The organism is Roseomonas sp. TAS13, assembly GCF_001950415.1.
Classification (GTDB): domain Bacteria; phylum Pseudomonadota; class Alphaproteobacteria; order Acetobacterales; family Acetobacteraceae; genus Roseomonas; species Roseomonas mucosa.
On sequence record NZ_BDLP01000516.1, the window covers coordinates 1 to 2464 of the forward strand.

Annotated in this window: 3 protein-coding genes; all 3 read left to right on the forward strand. The window is 71.3% G+C overall.

Features of this window, described 5'->3' with window-relative positions; genetic code table 11:
* Positions 1-598, forward strand: a 598-nt coding sequence (locus ROTAS13_RS22955) for a hydantoinase B/oxoprolinase family protein (RefSeq protein WP_139323517.1), incomplete at its 5' end; no start/stop codon positions are given.
* Positions 599-886: 288 nt separating this feature from the next.
* Positions 887-1777 carry a VOC family protein gene (locus ROTAS13_RS22960; RefSeq protein ID WP_075823539.1) on the forward strand — a complete coding sequence of 297 codons (891 nt, stop codon included), beginning with the start codon at positions 887-889 and terminating at the stop codon, positions 1775-1777.
* On the forward strand, positions 1774-2373 hold the full coding sequence (locus ROTAS13_RS22965) for a DNA polymerase ligase N-terminal domain-containing protein (protein ID WP_075823540.1): 600 nt from the start codon (positions 1774-1776) through the stop codon (positions 2371-2373). Before ROTAS13_RS22960 ends, ROTAS13_RS22965 begins: the two co-directional genes overlap by 4 nt.
* Positions 2374-2464 lie beyond the last annotated feature (91 nt).

The following is a 2464-nucleotide window of genomic DNA, read 5'->3' on the forward strand; positions in this document are numbered from 1 at the left end:
TCGCCTTACGGTGGAGCTGTGCGTAGATGTGATCAAGAGACAGGCCGCCTATTACGGCGTCAGCTACGTGTGCTCCTTCCAGACGGTGCAGGAGGACGGCGCGCGCGGCGTGCTGGTGGAGATCGAGGTCGGCGGCAGTGGCGCGCATCCGGAAGGCGACGGGCTGAGCGCCTTCACCTTCGGCATGCACAACAACTCCAACATCCCCGCCGAGATGATCGAGAGCGAGTTGCCGCTGACGATCGCGCGGTACGGGCTGCTGCCTGGTTCCGGCGGCGCGGGGCGGTATCGCGGCGGGCTCGGTCTGGTCCGCGAGTGGCGGATCGACGCACAGGAAGCCGTCTTCACCGCCAATGCCGAACGCTTCCGCTTCCGCCCCTATGGGCTGGCGGGCGGCGAGCCGGGTAGTGCCGGGCGGCTCCTGCTGCTGCGCGGCGGCGAGATGCGGAGCCTGGGCTCCAAGGTCAACAACCTGCGCCTGCGCCAGGGCGACGTGATCCGGCTGGAAACCTCGGGCGGTGGCGGCTTCGGCCCGGCGGAGGAGAGGGTGGCGGAGGCCCGCGCGCGCGACCGGGCGCTGGGCTACGTGCCGGGCTGATGCGGCCTCCGGCGGGGGGGGATTCCTATTGCACGGGCGAGACGCCGGCTGCACGAGAAAAAGCAGCCCGGTCGTTGCCGACCGGGCTGTAGGGAGTTTCCGACGTCTGAATGCAGGAGGCATTCGATGGGATACGGGGTAGTGGTGCCCGCGAAGAGAGGTTAAGCACGCCCAAAATTTAAATGCAAGTGATTATCATTATCCGAATGTGACTTTCCGGGGATGGACCCGGGCAGGGCGGGCGCGCGAGACTTCGCGGCCGCAATCGGGCGCCAAGGGAGCCGAACCATGAGCGATCTGTCCGCCACCATCGACCACGTGGTCATCACCGTGGGCGACCGGCTCGACGCGGCGCTGGCGCAGTACACGCGGCTCGGCTTCGACATGACCGAGCGCGGCCACCACACGCTGGGGTCGAGCAACCATCTCGCCATCTTCGGCCGGGACTACCTGGAGCTCCTCGGCTACGAACCCGGCCGGACGCCCCTTGAAGCGTCCCAGCGGGCGGACCTGCACACCGCGCCTCCGGGGCTGAGCGGCCTCGTCTTCAAGCCCGACGCCCCCGATTTCGCCGGGCGCCTGCGCGCGAAGGGCGCGCCGGTCGGCGAGGCCCGGGAATTCAGCCGCCCGGTGCGGCTGGGGGAGGAAAGCCGGGATGCGCGTTTCCGCACCGCCAGCGTCACCGACCCGGCGGTCCAGAGCGGGCGGGTGTTCTTCTGCCACCACGACACGCCGGAACTGGTCTGGCGCGAGGAATGGCGCCGGCATCCCAACGGCGTGACCGGCGTGGCGGAGTTCGTGATCGCCTCCGGGGAGCCGGAGCGGATGGGCGGCCTGTTCCGGCGCCTCTTCGGTGCGGGAAACCGAGGGCGGCCTCTGCCTGCCGGCCGGTTCCGGCACAGTCCTCGTGCTGCGGCCGGATACGGTGGCGGAGCGTTTCGGCGAGGTCCCGGCGCTGGAGGAGGGGCGGGACCGGATGGTGGCGCTCAGCCTCCACTGCGCCGCGCCGGAACAGGTGGCGGTGCTGCTGGCGGGGAATGGCGTGACGGCGGTCCGGCATGGGGCGCGGCTGGTGGTGCCCCCGGCCGAGGCGGCGGGGCTGGCCTTGGCCTTCATGGACTGACCCTGCACCCCGCGGCCGAACCGGGGCGTGGCGGAAGCGTTCTCCCTTCGCCATGACAGACAGTGACCCGCTCGCCCGCTATCGCCAGAAGCGCGATTTCCGGCAGACGCCGGAACCCGAGGGGGCGATCCGCCACGGCGGGCGGCACGAGGGTCTCTTCGTGGTGCAGAAGCACGACGCCACGCGGCTGCACTACGACTTCCGCCTCGAACTGGATGGCGTGCTGAAGTCCTGGGCGGTGACGCGCGGCCCCAGCCTCGATCCGGAGGAGAAGCGCCTCGCGGTGGAGGTGGAGGACCATCCCCTCGACTATGGCGGCTTCGAGGGGGTGATCGGCAGCGGCTACGGCGCCGGTACGGTCATGCTCTGGGACCGCGGAAGCTGGGAGCCGCTTTCGGAGGACCCGGCGGCGGATCTGGCAGGGGGGCGCCTGCATTTCCGCCTGCACGGCACGCGCCTGAAGGGCGGCTGGCACCTCGTGCTGATGCGCGGACGCGGGCGTGGGACGCGCCGGAACTGGCTGCTGATCAAGGACCGCGACGAGGAGGCCCGGCCCGGCTCCGGCGATGCGCTGCTGCGCGAGGCCACGACCTCGGTCCTGTCCGGGCGCGACCTGGCGCAGATCGCGACGGGCGCGCCGGGGCGCGGATGAGCCCGTCCGGCCAGAGCGGGCGCCGCGACCCCGGCCCGGCCGTGGCGGGGGTCGCGCTGACGCATCCGGAGCGGGTCTACTGGCCCGCTTC

Excerpts from the sequence above, each read along its gene's own strand:
- ROTAS13_RS22960 (WP_075823539.1), top strand. The coding sequence starts at position 887 with ATGAGCGATCTGTCCGCCACCATCGACCACGTGGTCATCACCGTGGGC.
- ROTAS13_RS22965 (WP_075823540.1), top strand. The coding sequence starts at position 1,774 with ATGACAGACAGTGACCCGCTCGCCCGCTATCGCCAGAAGCGCGATTTC.